This is a genomic window from Belliella alkalica, from assembly GCF_022549785.1.
Taxonomy (GTDB): domain Bacteria; phylum Bacteroidota; class Bacteroidia; order Cytophagales; family Cyclobacteriaceae; genus Belliella; species Belliella alkalica.
In genome coordinates this window covers 100589-116387 of record NZ_JAKZGO010000007.1, presented here as the reverse complement: position 1 = coordinate 116387, position 15799 = coordinate 100589, and the positions used below count along the sequence as shown (strand labels likewise).

The following is a 15799-nucleotide window of genomic DNA, read 5'->3' as shown; positions in this document are numbered from 1 at the left end:
TTTATACTTTTGAACAATTATCAATGGACAGAGATACCAAATGAGATTCATCACTCACGATAATATTACTTGGGGAAGTTGCCCTTACTGTGTTCTCTATTGGCTTGTTGTCAATCCTCAATTCAAGCTTTGATATATAGTCTATATAACTCAGATTTTCAATGAAATATAGAATCTGACTTTTATGAAATTCTTTGTTGAAATTGAGTAAAATATTGTTTTCAAAAGCCCATGGAGAAAGAAAATTCGTTATGTCTTTTTTGAGTTGATTTTGATAAAAATTAAAATCCAATCCTTGAAGAATCTTTATATTTACCGTTATACTCAGCTTTTCATAATCAGGGTTGATTACATGGATTTCTATGGCGGGACTGATATATCTGCTAACAAACATTTTTATTTCCTCAAGCTTTCCACTGCTTACCCTTGGGTATATTATCTTTTCTGTATCAAACTGCCTAGTGCTTGGAACAACTACGATTGTAACATGACCCGGAGCATTAAAGCAGGTGGGACTGGTATGATTGAGGCACTTGACAAGGATCAAATCTGGAAACGCTTCTAAAATCAAGTGTTCGTAATCCCATTGAGTAATAGCTCGATTTTTATGGCGAAGTCTTTCTGAGACTCTTCTGTAGAAATTGTTATCAGTTTCCAGTCCTCTTCCTCCGAAACTAGCATAGGGTTGACTTACATTTTTAAAATGAGAAACTCTTTTTTCAAATTTTGAAATCACTCCATTTTCTAATTTCCCAGGAAGGTGTGTAGCTTGAAGTGAATCTAAAGCTTGAAGCCTGACTGCTTGTGAATGGATATTTATACAACGGCAAACGGCATCATGCGCTCCCAAAAGCTGAGCTCTAATCCAAAATAAGCCAGGAGCAAACAATGTATTGTTTGTATCAATTACAGAAGGTAGCTCAATTTTGACTATTCCAGATCTCAGAAAATTTAATGTTTCATTCAAGAGAATGGATTCCTTAGGTAAATTTTGCCACGTATTATTACTTAATGTCGCCCATCGAATTGGTTCCATATCCACAGAAAGTGGATTTTCTGTACCTTCATCCAATTGAAAAAGAAGTGAAAGGATATCACGAGGCTTGGCATTTTCCAAGCCAATATATAAATAGCCAGCTTGATTATATTGTGAGCTTATAAGAAGTTTATCTTCCCACTCACTGAATCCAAAAGGATGGATTTGAATGATTTTGTTCTCAATTGAATTTTGTTCAAAAACAACTTCTGCTTCGTAACCAAAAGACAAATCGGAAGCTAAAGGGGTATAAGGTTCATTTGGGAGTATTTTGCTATCCGATTCGGATGTCAATACCATTGCATAAATTTTCGGATAAATTTCATGCAGAAAAGATTGTTGAAGATTTACTCGAATTTTCGCATTTGGTAATTTACTTATTTGATTATTAATTTTGTATTTGAAATTGTAATCTCCATTATCTTCTATAAATATAGTCTCATCTATACTATTTAGGCCTTTTAATACAATTCCGTTGACGAGTAATTCTGACTTGTATTTAAAATAACTGTCATTATTTACTATAGGTGTGCTGGACGAAGAAGTTGCACTTTGCCTTAGCTGCATTCTTTGTACATCATCTCCAATATTTTCTTTTTTTAGTATTTCAAGACCTTTTAAGTCCCTAGAATCTTCAATCTCAAGTTTTTCTAACTTTTGTGCTATTGGTGATATATTTAGGATAGATAAGTTTAAGATACCCATAAAAGTTGTTGAAGCTACATTGTTCTTTGCTTCCAAAACATAAGTTTCATAGTGCTTTGCAAATCCCTCAGGTGTGTTTTTCCAATCAAACTTCAGGTTCAAATTTTTACAGTTTTTCGAAAATGCTTCTGGATAAGAGAAGCTAAAACTTGATCCTTTGAATGGGCGTGTGGTAAATGGATAAAATGGCTTTTGTGGGTTTAATGTTGTTTGGTCATTTTCTAAAAGTATGTTTTTGACTCCTTCAACAATTACTTGGATTTTTAAATTTTGCAATTTCTTAGTCGTCAACTCCTGGAAAATACTATAGCCAATAGGAGAGGAGGTATCTAAAATAAATTTTAAAGCTGGAAGAGAATTGACTTTATTTAAAAATAAATCTTCAGAAACAAAAGGGGTTACAGAAGGAAAATTATTTGCCAATTCAATTTCTAATGCTAATTGTGTATTGGATCCATTTATTTTATTGATTTGTTCATTTTCGATTTGAATCCATTCTTTTTCAGTGGTTATATAAACTTCAAAAATTGAAATGAATTGTTCAAAATTGAAATTCAGAGAAGCTCCAAAAGTAAAAGTTATCTTTATGGTTCTTTGACCTTCATTCAAAAGCAAAATACTAGATGAAACCAAAAAGCCAATTGTTGGATTCTGCAAAAGCACATCATTGCTATCAGTGTGTCCAAATGGCCACCAACTCTGTTTGTTTTGCAAAGTATCACTTTCTCCATCTTCTATGTCCAACAAAACTGATTCTTTAATTCTTTTCCTTTTTTTATCATGAAAGATATTTTTGATGGATTTTACTTCTATTGAGTTGATACTACTTTCTTCAGGATTTACATAAATAAGTGGTTTACCTTCTTTGTTCTTTCCTGCATTGAAAAGAGTTTGCGCTTCAATTCTTTGGTTTAGGGCCTTTTTTGTCAATTCCAAGATCACATATACACTATCAGATGATGGAGGTAATTTTTCCATTTTTAGTACTTCAGTGTAGTAGAAGTCCAAGTGTTTTTTAGTCAATTGATTGAATTTGCTTCGACTAGTTTCAAGCACTTTCAAAAATGAAATAAATAAAGTCAAATGTGGAGAGAGTTCTCCGTTGACTTGGTACTGACTAAGAATTGATTTGAGTTGAGTTTTGATTTCCTCTAAATCAAAATTGCTTTCATAAATTAGCTTTGAAGGGTTTAAACTTAATTCCTGAAAAAACTTATCCCAATTTCCTTCAATTTCATTGTTGTTATCATAGAAGTTTAGTTTTTGGGCAAAATTGTAGGCAAATAAAATCCAATCCTCTACACCAAAGCCCATAAGCTCAAGTTGATCAGGATCAAGATCTTTTCTGTAACGGCTAGACTGACTACTTCCGTTTCGTTTCAAAATGCTCAATATATTGCTATCGCTACTGCTCATATTTGCCTTAGATTTCTATTCCTTCATCTTTATAATAAGGGAAAACCTTATTTTTTCTTGAATTTGTAGCTCTGACGAGATACTCTACATCAATAATGATCTTCCCATTGATGATGTCATCCTCGTAGATATCGATTTTTTGCACATCTATTCTTGGTTCGTAGTACAGAATTGCCGTTTTGATCAAATCAGACACATAAGTAATCAAAGTCCTGTCAAGTGGGTTGAATAACAACTCCTCCAAATTGCACCCAAAATTGGGATGCATTATTCGCTCTCCTTGTTTGGTAGAAAGTAAGATTTCTAAACTACTGTCTATATCTTCCTCACCACTAAGCATTTTAAGCGAGCCAGATCTGTTATTGAATGTAGGTGGGAAAGACCATCCGCGTCCCAAAAACGGCTTGTTATTATCCATGATTATCCAATTAATACTGTAAATTCACCCAATACGATAGAGCCACCATGTGCTGTACTATCTCCCAATCTAGCAGCTGGCATTCCTCCGATCATGACTGTGGCCGAACCCGCTACTATGCTATCAGGTGGCCCAGTACAAGTAGCCATGTCGCCAACTCTCGCTGCAGGCATGCCACCAATCAAGACTGTTGGCTCTCCAGGAGGAAGAATTGGGCCTCCCACATGCGGGACATTTCCTGTTACCATTGGACAAACATGCATATCGTTTATTCTAGCTGCTGGCATTCCCATTTGAATCTTGTTTAATTGATTTGAACAATACTTCCTTTGACTACTGTTGAGGCACTGCTACTGATTTCGGCACCGCCACTACCTTCGACTGTGAGTTGTGCACTTGCTTTACCTGTTACATTCATCCCTTCGATATTTACGTCTCCTGATGCTTTGAATTGAAGGTCTTTACCTGATATGATCTGAATTCCATCAGCGTCTAAGATGATTTGGTTGTTGTTTTCATCTTCAATAGATATATTTTGGGCATTTTCATCTAGTGCAATTTTTTTTCCTCCTGGACTTTCTATCGTAATAGTCTTGGTTTCATCATTGAATGTAATTTTCAACTCACTCCGAGTTATAATTCCTTTCTCGTGATTATCATCATTTCCAGTTATAGGAGCCGGTTTGGCACTGCTATGCAATCCTCCTAATACAATTGGTTGGTTTGGATCTTCATTCAAAAAGCCAACAACCACCTCGTCACCAATTTCAGGTCTGAAGAATACACCTCTGCTTTCACCAGCATCTAGGGAAGAAACTCTACACCAAACACCTTCATCTTCAGAGTTGATAATGGGGATTTTGACTAAAATTTTATCTTCTCCATCGGGATCTTCCAACTGGCTTACTACCCCAATTTGTAAGCCTTTGACGGCCGGAAGTAGGGCAGAAGCTGGTGATGAATGGATTGGATAGGTCTCTGAAAACCATTCTGGATTCAATCCAAACTGAACATCAACAGTCCAGTTGCCATCATTGATTTGATGAAAAACACCTGAAACCCAAGCTTTTCCAGAGAGTCTTTCTCCCAAACCTTCGAGTTCTATGCAGGTATTAGGAAGTAGTTCTGGAATTCCTTGGAATTTCACTCTTCCCCTTACTTTTGAAAGGGATTGATAAAGCATGGTGGCTTCAGTCCAATCTTGTAAAAGCTCGTCAGGAATATTTCCACCATTTTTTAATTCGAGTTTTTCCAAACCTATGACATTCGCCAAGTCTGAATTGCTGTAATTTCCATGAAGGGAAAGGTTTTCAAGCTCTTTTTCTACTTCAATAATTTCTTGTCTAGGACCATCCCAAGTTTGTGCAGTGATTTTTTTAAATTGATTTCTCGCATCCATTTCTGCATCAAAATCAAGAATATTGGCTCCATAGGTTACCTTTTGAATTACATCTGTATCCACATCAGGAGCAGATACTTTGATCATTCCATCGGACACAAAACACAATTTTCCACAAGCTTGAGCTCTTGATACTAGAAAATCCCAATCCGTACTGTCGTATTGCACCAATTTTTTATGCGTAAAATTTGTTGAGGCAACTTCAGAAGTCAAAGGATAATTGGATAGTATAGCTTCCATAGCATCACTATCACTCATGTCATGAAAGGTTTTGGACTTTTTGCCCACAGTCAATTTGACTGCTTGGTCTTTGCATTCTACAATCAATAACGAGGATGTTCCCTTGACTTTGATCTGATGCTTGATGATGAGGCCTTTGAATATTACAGCTTCATCACTGTGGTATCCAGCCGAAATTTCAATCTGTTTTCCTGGCATCATTTCCTGCATATTGCTCAATTCAAAATCCCTCGTAGCGGGATCACCATCAGAAAAGACAAGCTTCGCCATCGGAATTCTATTGACCTCTTTGTGGACAGTTACATTCAGCAGCTGAAATACGCTCGACAGTTCTGTTCCATCGATAGAAACAGTGACTGTAACCAAATCTGCACTTCTGCTTGTATTGATGGTTTCGGAATTACTCATTTACTTAACTTTTCAATTGGTGGAAAATAGATTTGTGTTCCAACTTTCAGACCTCTAAAATCATAGATCCTATTCGCTTTGGCGACTTCCAAATAGTACTTGGAGTCTCCATAGATCCGATTGGTCATCAAGGGCAGTGTATCTCCGTGCTTGACCTCTCTGAAATGGGTCAAGTCAGGAGACTGATTATTTTCCAAAGCCACTCTCAAATTGTCCTCCACAAAACCAGTTACTGCAAGACTAGCTGTGGCTCTTAGCGGTGTTCCATCTGCCCTGAATAGCTTGAAATTGATATCCAGACTACTTAATACACCTTTGAAAAGTAAAGAACCCCAAGCAATCTTAAGATAGTTTGGCCGATGCTGATCGCCTTGATAATCGAATGTGACTTTCTTGAAATGTTCAATGTCATCGATTATTCCATTGGGGTCAGCTGGACTGTCTTTGATGGCGCCAGTTCTGTCGAAAAGAAACTCAAATGTCAGCTCTTGGGGAAGTATTTTGTTAAACTTCGGAGGTGTGCTGCTGGTTCCTGGAGCTTGATCTTCATTTTGTACCGTTGTATAATTAAAAGAGTAACTTTCAGGGTTGACAAGCGCTGTATAGGTTCCTTCTGGAACTTCATTTTTGAATTCCTCATCGCTAAAAGCTTTGATGAACATTTTTTTTAATGAACCAGAATTTTCCATCACCTTTCTTTTTTACGTTCTAAAGTTTCCAAAACAGCCTCTACAACTTCCTGAACCATTTCTCCATTGGAGTTGGCTCCTTTTGATTTTGGCTTTTCTTTTTCAGGAGACACATTGATTTTGATGTGTAGTTCTCTGATTTCTATAGGCATACGCTACTTGATCACTTTGAAATAGTTATACTTGAGTTCCAAGGACTCCATCATTACTTTACTTTCCATCGCATTGAATTCATCAACTTCCCATTTGACAGGGATTGCATTGGCTACAGACCAACTTAGAAGTGGCTCATGCTTTTCATTGAGAAGTTTGATTGTCAAATCAATAGGTTTGAATTCAAAATCTTCAATTGCTTTTTTACACCAATCTATAAGTTTTGAATCAATGACAATCCCTCGCTTTAAGACGAGATTTGAATATTTGCTTTTGACAGGTAAAGTATGCTTGAACCTATTTTCACCTCCCTCAGCTAGTTCCTCTACATCAAGTTCTGCTGTCAGTCCAGAAACTGACTGAAATTGCATGTCAAACTCTTGGGCAGTAATACCCGAAAATTCTACATTGAAATGAAAGCTGACAGGAGGGTAGTAGGTCATATTTATTCGTTGTTGATGGTAAGTCCTTCATGTACCAATTCCATAGATTCGATAGCGACTTCGTTGCCATCTGCTTTCAAATCGGTGGATTGGATTTTTGTAGGCCAGGCATTTTTCACTTGCCAAACCACTACAGGTTCATGTTCTTCATTGAGTAGAGAAATCGTGATATCACGTCTTTCTACTTTGTTCATGGAGATGGTTTTGTACCAAGCAAAATATTCATTGTCAGAAGCAAAAGTTCCTCTTTTCAAGGTGATGTTGGCTTCTTTTTTCAAACCTGGCATTTTTATTTTGCCATATTCCTTGCTGGCGCCATGTCTGTACTCAATGACTTCTGTTTCTAAATCTAGACCTGAGACTTCTGTAAAGCCTATTTTTGTTCCACCCCACTCAACGGAGAAATGAAACTTGGATAAAGGATAGCTCATTTGAATTATGTTTAAATGAATTTAATGATTATGATTCCTGCATTTTGTGGGAGAAATTCAAAACGATGAATTCAGCTGGTCTAACTACAGCCATTCCAATTTCGACGATCATGTATCCATTGAGGATATCCATGGAAGTCATAGTTTGGCCAAGACCGATTTTGACATAAAATGCATCGTCAGGCGTAGCACCCGCAAGTGCTCCAGCCCTCCATTGAAGAATAAGGAAATTTTCGATCATTGCTCGGACTTTCACCCAAGTGTTTGCATCATTTGGTTCGAATACGAATTGCTCAGTTGCTTTTTTGATGGATTCTTCAGCCATATTGAAAAACCTCCTTACAGGCACATATCGCCACTCATTGTCATTGCCCGCAAGTGTACGCGCACCCCAGACCATAATTCCTTTTCCGGTAAATGGGCGAATGGCATTGATTGATTTTCCAGCTACTGTATCGATATTCAATCCATCCTGAATTTGTCTGTCTATTAATGTAGTTACGTCAGCTACAGTGTTTAGAGAAACATTTGCAGGTGCTTTCCAAACACCTCTATCGCTATCTACTGTTGCATAGACTCCTGCAATGGCAGCGCTTGGAGGTAGTGTGAGATACTCTTTGGATACAGTTGTGAAAATATTTTTCAAAGCAGGAATACTGTCCAAAGCGGTGTCCTGCGTCGAGTTAATCATGTTTTTGGCAGTGCTTATGATTAAATCTACTGAAGATCTTAAAACAGGCCAAAACCCTATAATACTCTGAACATGTGGGGCAATTCTTTCTTCATCATCTTCACCATTTCCAAAATATGCAATAGAGGAATTACTTGCTACATCAAAGTCCAAACCTGAGTTCGAATTTTCAGTTACTTGCTGGCTTAAAGTATTGTTCGCTGCTGCACTGTCTTCTATCATTTTTCTGATTTGGTCGACAATATTGTGGATTGCACCATTAGCATCAGATGGACCCAGATCGGAAACCAATGCCTCGAATAAATTCCCTTCTCCAGAATTATTTCCTATTGTGATATTATCTAGATCTCCAACATCTATGACATCTCGAATCATGTCAATAATCTGAATATAGTAATTCAATAGGTTTTGTAAATTGGCAGGAATAGGTGATTCTCTGAGAGTTGTAGCCAAGCGCTCTGCTCTTGCATCCAGAGAAGAGAAATTACCAGTTTTTATTGTATCCAAGGCCGTCTCTATTGCTGACAAATCATCGATCAAATCATCTAGTCTAGTAGCAACCGCCTCCGTTGAAGCATCTGTAGCCAATCTATCCAGAGTTATGACATTACCTCCAGATGTGATTTTGTCTTTTATATTTTTGTAAGAAATTTCCCTTGGAAGCTTAGCTTTAAGCCATGGGGTATAAGCAGCCCCATATTTCAGGAAGTTCATCCCAATACCATTTCTAAAATTTTCTACGATAGTAGCATAATCTTCTCCTGAATTTTCTTTCAAATCAAAAATACATACCCTGTCTTGCAGATCATTGCACTGTCTTAGCATTGCAGTATGTAGTACATTCATATCTCCTTGACTCATCATAGCAGCATCTGGAGCAAGAAGAATTGTAGGTTCATCTTGTTTTTTGACTGCTGCCAAACCACGTAAAAGTCCCGGGCTGATTCCATCACCATTAGCGACTGTAGCCCCATATCTCCCTACTGAGACAATGTAGCAGGGACCTCCACCATTAGCATAAAATAACCTTATGGCTTCATACATATAGTAGTTCTCCTCAATGTCAACAGATACAACATCATATGTTGGGTTGAGATCAATTGAATTTACTTTTACTTCAGGAGCTCCGCCGAAATATGTCACATAGTCGAGCACAGAAGTGATGCGGGTTGGTTTGTTCAATAAATCATCATTATTGACTTTTTTTGCCTTTTCGGTATATCCTATAAATGCAGGAATAGCCGTTTCTACTTGTGCCACGGATGGAGGAAATTTTGAAATTTCCCGCACATAGACACCTGGGGTTTTATACGTACTTGCCATAGACTATTGGTTTTTTTAAATGTTGATAAATATTTCTGAATATGCTTGGTTACCTTCTAAGGTTATTTTTGAATTGTTAGGGTTTGGAAACTCCACTTCATAATCATCAAAGTCTGCCAAATGCTCTTCTGTGATTGGTATGAAGCCATTTTTCGTGAGTGGTAATGCTTGAATTGTGGTCAATTCAGCTCCGGACTTTAGGATATATTTCCAGAAAGTAGCTCTATTTTGAAAATGTATTGTGAAATTTTGGCTTGGCCTGAGTTTGCCATCATCTTCTAAGAGACTCTGTTGATCATAAATAGATCTACTTGCTATTGAGATAACTCCAATACATTTATTGGGAAGTATTTCTTCTTCTTTTAAATTGTTGATTAGTATTTCTTTACTTACTAAGTGAAGGTCACTGATAGGATTGTCATCTAGAGTTGCTAATTCTGGTAAATATTCTAAAAGAGGATGATTTGTGAGCATCAAATAATTCTGATTATCCAAAGACAGTGAGGTGTAGTTTAAAAAATCAACATCATTTAGGATTAGATAAAATTGGAAAAATTCAGTTGGTGCAATCTCAATAAGTGAATTCTGATCTTCATCAACTTTTCCAATTATTGAATAATTTGACATTGACTGCTTGGTAATCAATCTGTGATTGATAATTAGTTTTGCTGTCTGAGAAGTAGGCTTTAAAGTCAGAAAAGAATTGAAATCATACTGTTGCAACCTTTTGGATTTCTCATCATCTGTTGCATCATTGTAGCTTGATTGACCTTTGTTCAAAAAGTAATCATGGAAAATATGAAAGTCAAAAATCGTTCGATATGTAAACATATTGCTTATGATTTATTTTGTTTTCAATATTATATCTCTGACAATTCCAGATTGAGATTGAGGCTTTCTCATCTCAAGCTGCAATACACTCACTTTATAGATCGCAGAAAGAATCTGCTTTCCACCGATTGTACCCCATATTTGATTCAATTCATCAAATGATGGGCTATACAGTTCTACTGTAAATTTGAAATCTCCAAGGTTTCTTAACTCTTCGCTGTCTCTATTGAAATGTGTGTTTTTATCTGTAAAAACCCGCTTTGCTTGGAAGAATTCTATAATGAAGGATAGATTCTTTAGTGCATTGTCATAGCCAATAAAATTGCTACAGAACATTACAAATAGGTTTAAAGGAACTTTTTTATTCATCTGTTGCATCCTCGTACCCACAGGAACCACATTTGGGATATTCTTCAAAGTAGATTCTTGCATCATGTGCAGAAGAGAGACAACTACTTTGTCAGCATTGCTTTCGTCATCGAGTTGACTGATATGATTTATATCTACTATTCCTGATTGCTCAGTCATTTCACTAAAAGCATTGTCTAAGTCAGAGGAGAGAATATGGATTGTTTCGTAGAGCATGGTTTTGGTTAACTAGATGATTTTCCCTTCTTTTTTATATTCCCTTTTGATACCTCTTATCAGAGTATTCGTTTTGATTTCTTTTTCTTTTTGAGACAAAGATTGTAATCCAGCGTAATGCACGATATTGATGATATTTGCACCATTGAGTTCATATTTTTTTGCCACTTCCTCCAAAATCTCCTCATTTTCAAAAGGCAGCTGCTCAGGCATGGACTTTTGCCATATCTTTAACCTTTCTGGAACTTTAGGCATTTCGAATTCAATGATGGAATTGAATCTTCTTGTAAATGCGGTATCGATATTTCCTTTATAATTTGAGGCTAGGATAACCAAACCACCATGACTTTCTATTTTTTGTAATAGATAGGAGACTTCTTGGTTTGCATATTTGTCATGCGCATCCTTTACGTTAGTTCTTTTACCAAAAAGAGCATCTGCTTCGTCAAAAAATAAAATCCAATCCCGCTCCTTTGCTGCATCAAATAGCAGAGAAAGGTTTTTCTCCGTTTCACCTATATACTTTGAGATTACTTGAGACAAATCAATTCTATATACATCTTTACCTGTATGTCTACCTAGTAGGGTAGCGGTAAGGGTTTTGCCTGTTCCGGATGGTCCGAAAAATAGAGCTACATATCCTTGCTTGATTTTTTTTCCAAAGGAGTTGTCATTCAGTAATTTATTATTGTAAGTTAGCCAAATCTGTATTTCCTTGATTTGATTGGATGTGGTATTGCTGAGCACCAGATCCGACCATTCAAGCTGAGTCTCTAATAATTGAGCAGGAAATTTACTGCTTAAGACAGGCTTATATTTTTTGCCTAAAATGAATAGCTCCAAATACTCTTTTGTCATCATTATGACATCACTAGTATATGGCTCTTCAGCTGATGAATTTGAATTAGAAATGATATTTTTCTTAAAAAATAAATGGTTTTCATCCAATAACTTAAAGTATTCCATTCTCGCCTGGAAATCTTCACCGGCAAGCAAAAATAAAAGCAGTTCTGCATTGGGAAGAATTCCTCGATGGTTTTTTCCTTTTACACCGCCCATGAATGGGTTATCTGAATTTTGAGAATAAGATTCCTTGAATACTGTAATCAAAAAATTGGGGTTGATATATGGAATCATAGTCAAAAGAAGAAAAACTACTTCCTCAACAGATAGCTTGTTTTCAGAAATAAAGTCATCTAAATCCTGACTTCCTGATTTCTTAAACTTAGAACTGATTTTCAATTTTGGATTTTCAAGCCTAAAATTGAATACGTCCTTCAAAAATTGATTTACATATTTAACATCCATAAAATGATGTTTTAAAATTCTAAGAAATATTTGAGCAAAGCTCAAAAAACAAAGTTTAAATGAATCTCCCGAAAGTTTTGAAATTACTTTCAACAGGTAGAACCTCTTTCTTTTAGGTAGAGGACCGAAAGCATACAGTGGGTTTTAAACACTGATTGAAATAATATATTTCAAATCTAATCCATTAGAAGGATTATGTTATTCATTGCTAAATCACAAAAATCTAAAAATGAAAGATTTTGCTAGTTCCAAATATTTAACTAACAATTTCAATTCATTAATTCAATAAAATTTGACTTTCCTATAATTACAACTAGGATATCTTGTGGTTCACTGGATGACAAAATTAATTTCTGTGACTTAAATATACACAGGAAATTTTTTATAAAAAAAATGATATACAATAATTTATGCTTTTTTTCCTTAATTAACGTAAAGTTAACACTTGAAATCTGTCATTGTTCAAATCGTCAACATCGTAGATAGAATCTTTTGTCTTGTCTATTGCTTAACAAGTCGATAAGTATATTTTAGAATATGATTATCCGCAATCATGCCACTAATCAATTAAACGATTGTTTTTTGGCAAACTGATACTAATAGATATTGGATATTTATTGATATAGGTTCGAAATCACAGGTTAATTCAATTATTTAGATTCTACTGGTATGAAAACGGATATACATATTTTAGAATTTTTATGTTTTTATATTTAGCTGTATGGAGTACTTTTCCCATATGAAAAATCAATACTTACTTTTCTTGCTACTGTTATTTGTTTTTGCCTGTGAATCCAAAAACGAAAAAGGCATTGAGGATGCACAACTGCAATTAGCAATTGTAGATTCCATTCAAGTTGATTACCTAGGTAATCTATTTATATATGGTTACAATTCTGATGATGGAATGTATTTGGGAAGGTGGAATTCCAATGATGAATATGTGCTTTTTGATGATTTTGGGAATTTTCACCAAAAATTTAAATTACCTTCTGAAGGTCCAAATGCCATCAAATGGGCAATAGGAGTTGGTTTTCTAGAAGGGAAGTTTACCATCATGGATCAACATAGTGGATTGATTCAATTTTCTAAGGAGGGTGAAATTGTAAATAAAATTCCTATTCCAGATAATTATTTTTATTTGAATGGACTTAGTTTTTCAGCACAGAAAATTGGAGAAAATTATGCCTATAGTCGACCAGAAAGAGAAAGTATTGGCTCTGAAGGGATTCCGTGGGATGATCTTGCTGATTTATTGGTAAGTAACTACAAAAGTCCACTGATAGAAGTTTTTGATCCTATATCCGGTACGATTAGAAACACCATGGAATTCCCCGAGAACACGGTATACAGTACAGGCCAATTTTATAATGCCATACCTCCTAGTATTATCAAGTTTGGGAAGGAATGGAGTGTTTTTTTACTAGCAGAGATGAAATATTTTGTTTACAAGGAAAATGAAGGAGAAATAGAGTTTGTAAAGGAGGTAAACCTAAATATTGAAGGTGCGATTCCAATGCCCGGAGTTCCAATGAAAGATTATCAAGAATGGTATGAGCAAAAAGGGAATATCATTTTTGGTAAAATTGAAAAACTCTATAGAAGAGAAAATGATGTAATTGTCATTTATACCAAAGGAGTAGATGAAGAAATTTCAAGAAACTATAATCCAGAAAATAGAACTGAATGGATGGATTTTATATATAGTATTCCTCGCTACGCAGCTGTATTTGACAATGACCATCAGTTGGTTCAAAAAGATATTCTTTTACCAAAAGGATTAATATGGTCATCGGTAGTCAATAATAAAGGTGAAATCCTTGCGTTAAAAAATCAAGATTATTTTGAAGTTGAAGAGGACTTTGTGACTTTTTATAAACTAGATCTCGCTTCAAACTAATGAATTTAATACCAAATGTCGGTTTATCTTCTTCACTTAATAAAACAATAATTTACTTTTTATATTATTTGATTGACCAATAACTGATCGACTTATAACTATTAACAGCAAGTCTATTATTTTAGAAATAATGACTTGCTGTTAATGACTTTATCAACTTTTTACTGATGCTCGTCTCTTAATAGATCATTTACCGTTTTCACTGGATTGAATGTAATCAGGGGTACTTCCACGAAAATTGTATTCCAACCTGCCATTGCTCCATTCCAAAGACCTGGAAGCTCTTGTGCTTTGAGTGTTCTGCCACTTTTTGATTTTTCTGTAACAAATCCCGTTTTCATATCCCTGAATTCAAGTAGATTGAATTTCTTTCCTTTGTAATCCTTGGTAGCGCAGACTAAGTCCACAGGATTGAAGTGTGTGGATGATTGCATGATTTCTTTTTGAAGGGAATCATCTAAGTCAATCTGTGCAGTCTCTGCAATCTGCAATGATAAAGAGCCATTTTCATCCTGTACCCAAAATGGGCCACCACCTGGTTCGCCTGTATTCTTCACCATCCCACAAACCCGAATAGGTCTATTGAGCTTTTGGTACAAAAATCTTCCTTTCTCTTTAGAGTCAAAATTGGAATAATCTTCAGGAAGTTTTCCTCCCAAATCATCAATAATCACAGTCTCGCTCAGAGCGATATTTTCATCTGAATAATCATTTTCCAATTTTTCCAGAGCATCGAAGACTTTCTCTTGAACCTCCAATAGCAAACCGCCAATTGCGATTTTGTAGTTTTTTGTTTCTCCTTTGAGTCTATCTGGGACTACATTGTCTATGTTTTTGATGAAAATCAGATCACCATTTATTTCGTTCAGGTTTTCCAAAAGGGCTCCATGGCCAGCAGGTCTAAAAAGAACCGTTCCATCATCTTCCACAAATGGATTGTTGTCCATATCCACAGCGATAGTATCAGTAGACTTTTTTTGTTGGGAATAGCTGATTTCAAACTTTACCTTAAACTGTTCTTCCAAAGGATTTTGAATTCTTGAAACCTCTTCCTTGAACTTTGCTTCATGTTCTGGAGATACAGTGAAATGCAGTCTTACGGTATTGTCTTTCCCCACAGCATACATGATTCCTTCTATGAAATGCTCATAGGTAGGGGTTCTGTTGTGATCCTCATATTGATGGAATTTCAATAGACCTTTTGGCAATACGCCATATCCTAAGCCATCTTCATCTAATAGAGCTGCAACAATTTCCTTGTAGTTTTTTGATTCAAGCACATTTTCAATACTTGAGCCTTTTTTATTCAAGACTTCCTGAAGGTCTCCGTAAAATGCAAATTTGTTGAGTTGATCGATGAACTTTTTCGTGAATGGACTTTTTTCCAAATCTCCATCTCCATCAAGGAAAGCAAAGAGATCTTTGAACATTCTAGATGCCGCACCACTTGCTGGTACAAATTTAACTATCTTAATTTTTGAGGCTTTTGAAGGATAAGTAGCTTCAAAAGAAGAAATTTCTTCAGGTGTCAATAGTTTGATGCCATCTCCGATTTTTGCTGCTGAAACAATAGGCAAAAAAGGGAATCCGCTTTGAAAATTACTGATTTGTACTTGTGCATCTTCCAAGGACATGCCTTGTTCTAAAATTTGATTTTTGATTTGTGGATCCATGCTCCGGTTTTTAGGTTTATGAAAGCTTTAATATAGAAATATATTTTTGCTATTGGAAAAATTAATCAGGATTCAGTATAATATTCTAAAATGGAGATTATACCATTAAACACAGAATGAAATAGCAGTCCATAAAAGAAACCAAATCAA

Annotated in this window: 14 protein-coding genes; 1 reads left to right on the top strand and 13 read right to left on the bottom strand. The window is 35.6% G+C overall.

The genetic code is table 11. The features are described from left to right. Position 1: 1 nt before the first annotated feature. Genes MM213_RS10275 through MM213_RS10220 form a run of 12 tightly spaced genes read right to left on the bottom strand, consistent with a single transcriptional unit; the run spans position 2 to position 12076 of the window. Entirely contained in the window at positions 2 to 3157 is a 3156-nt protein-coding gene (locus tag MM213_RS10275) for a baseplate J/gp47 family protein (RefSeq protein ID WP_241411990.1), read from the bottom strand. A gap of 7 nt (positions 3158 to 3164) precedes the next feature. Further along, on the bottom strand, positions 3165 to 3575 hold the full coding sequence (locus MM213_RS10270) for a GPW/gp25 family protein (RefSeq protein WP_241411988.1): 411 nt from the start codon (positions 3573 to 3575) through the stop codon (positions 3165 to 3167). A gap of 2 nt (positions 3576 to 3577) precedes the next feature. Continuing rightward, on the bottom strand, positions 3578 to 3868 hold the full coding sequence (locus tag MM213_RS10265; RefSeq protein ID WP_241411986.1) for a PAAR domain-containing protein: 291 nt from the start codon (positions 3866 to 3868) through the stop codon (positions 3578 to 3580). An 11-nt stretch (positions 3869 to 3879) separates the two neighbouring features. After that, positions 3880 to 5622 (bottom strand): type VI secretion system tip protein VgrG, encoded by a 1743-nt coding sequence (gene vgrG / locus MM213_RS10260; protein WP_241411984.1) that lies wholly within the window; start codon positions 5620 to 5622, stop codon positions 3880 to 3882. Further along, positions 5619 to 6284, bottom strand: coding sequence for a CIS tube protein (locus tag MM213_RS10255; RefSeq protein ID WP_241411982.1), 666 nt, complete (start codon positions 6282 to 6284; stop codon positions 5619 to 5621). The genes vgrG and MM213_RS10255 overlap by 4 nt, the downstream gene beginning before the upstream one ends. Before the next feature lie 26 nt (positions 6285 to 6310). Further along, on the bottom strand, positions 6311 to 6463 hold the full coding sequence (locus MM213_RS10250) for a DUF5908 family protein (RefSeq protein ID WP_241275688.1): 153 nt from the start codon (positions 6461 to 6463) through the stop codon (positions 6311 to 6313). Between the two features lie 3 nt (positions 6464 to 6466). After that, positions 6467 to 6907 carry a phage tail protein gene (locus MM213_RS10245; RefSeq protein ID WP_241411980.1) on the bottom strand — a complete coding sequence of 147 codons (441 nt, stop codon included), beginning with the start codon at positions 6905 to 6907 and terminating at the stop codon, positions 6467 to 6469. 2 nt (positions 6908 to 6909) lie between these two features. After that, entirely contained in the window at positions 6910 to 7338 is a 429-nt protein-coding gene (locus MM213_RS10240) for a phage tail protein (RefSeq protein WP_241275690.1), read from the bottom strand. Positions 7339 to 7366: 28 nt separating this feature from the next. Beyond that, a complete protein-coding gene (locus tag MM213_RS10235) occupies positions 7367 to 9352 on the bottom strand; it encodes a phage tail sheath family protein (RefSeq protein ID WP_241411978.1) in 1986 nt (661 codons plus the stop codon). A gap of 15 nt (positions 9353 to 9367) precedes the next feature. Further along, a complete protein-coding gene (locus MM213_RS10230; RefSeq protein WP_241411976.1) occupies positions 9368 to 10183 on the bottom strand; it encodes a hypothetical protein in 816 nt (271 codons plus the stop codon). Positions 10184 to 10195: 12 nt separating this feature from the next. Continuing rightward, positions 10196 to 10768, bottom strand: coding sequence for a Pvc16 family protein (locus MM213_RS10225; RefSeq protein WP_241411974.1), 573 nt, complete (start codon positions 10766 to 10768; stop codon positions 10196 to 10198). Positions 10769 to 10780: 12 nt separating this feature from the next. Next, the gene (locus MM213_RS10220) at positions 10781 to 12076 is read right to left on the bottom strand and encodes an ATP-binding protein (RefSeq protein WP_241411972.1); all 1296 of its coding nucleotides are present in this window, start codon (positions 12074 to 12076) and stop codon (positions 10781 to 10783) included. Positions 12077 to 12839: 763 nt separating this feature from the next. Between MM213_RS10220 and MM213_RS10215 the strand changes: the two genes are divergently transcribed. Continuing rightward, positions 12840 to 13976: a hypothetical protein gene (locus MM213_RS10215; protein ID WP_241411970.1), complete on the top strand. Its 1137-nt coding sequence runs from the start codon at positions 12840 to 12842 to the stop codon at positions 13974 to 13976. A gap of 161 nt (positions 13977 to 14137) precedes the next feature. On the opposite strand, the gene MM213_RS10210 is transcribed toward MM213_RS10215, so the two are convergent. Next, positions 14138 to 15649, bottom strand: coding sequence for a DUF4301 family protein (locus MM213_RS10210; RefSeq protein WP_241411968.1), 1512 nt, complete (start codon positions 15647 to 15649; stop codon positions 14138 to 14140). Positions 15650 to 15799: the final 150 nt, after the last annotated feature.